Source organism: Aliidiomarina quisquiliarum, assembly GCF_023922585.1.
GTDB lineage: Bacteria > Pseudomonadota > Gammaproteobacteria > Enterobacterales > Alteromonadaceae > Aliidiomarina > Aliidiomarina quisquiliarum.
The window spans coordinates 1-956 of the sequence record NZ_JAMFTN010000035.1; the positions used below are offsets into that span (position 1 = coordinate 1).

General features: G+C 49.9%; 1 protein-coding gene. It reads right to left on the bottom strand.

Going from position 1 to position 956, the window contains the following annotated elements:
- Nucleotides 1-700: 700 nt before the first annotated feature.
- Nucleotides 701-956, bottom strand: a 256-nt coding sequence (locus M1L23_RS12790; RefSeq protein WP_252627832.1) for a hypothetical protein, incomplete at its 5' end; no start/stop codon positions are given.

The window sequence follows — 956 nt, forward strand, 5'->3', positions numbered from 1 at the left end:
AATCAAGCCGCGAGTGCGACCTGTCCAAGTGGGTACACTTACAACAGTGCTGCGGGCCGATGTGAACAGGCGCAACAGATTGACGCCAATCCGGTTTGTGGGAGTGGTTACACGTACAATGCGGCCAATGCGCGTTGTGAAAAACAAGAGAATCAATCAGCGACACCGACGTGCCCCAGCGGGTACTCTTATTCATCGAGTAACCAACGGTGTGAGCGTGTTGATATTCAAGCGGCAACCCCCACGTGTCCGAGTGGGAGCGTATACGACACTAGATTAAAAAAATGCTACACAACGGAGCAATACTCGGCCACCAAAATTTGTGGCTCAGGATATACACTAAGCCAAAACAATAGTTGCGTTAAAACAACAACCACTTCAACGACGACAACCTACAGTTGCTCTGAAGGGGAGTTAAATGGAACAAACTGCTTAGTGAGGGCTGAGCCTACAATGTCGTGCCCAATTACCACCGCACAAAAATGCAGCCCCATGAGTACGCCCTTTTTAGATAGAGAGTCTAATAACACTTGCTACTACACAGATAAAGAGCACTGCGTTAGCTGGGAAGTAACTGAGCAAAAGCGTCCAAGCTGCCCCTGGGGTTCAACTTTTAAAAATGGCAAGTGCGAAACGACACAGCCTGCAACCGCATCGCAAGGTTGCCCCAGCGGCTACTCCTTAGAAGGCGGGCAGTGCATTAAAAGAGAATACCAACAACCCACAATGTCTTGCTCAAAACCCAACAGCACCTACACAGGAAATGGTATGTGTACCGCTGAAAACCACTCTTCAAATGGATGGAGCTGTCCATCGGGTTGGTCGCGCTCTGAAAGTCAGTGTAGTCGTACACTAACTGAAGCCAACGGTTGGAGTTGCCCTTCTGGTTGGTCGCGGGATGGAAGTAATTGTTCTCGCGTGGTGACGCAGCCAAATACATGGTCATGCCCGAGCGG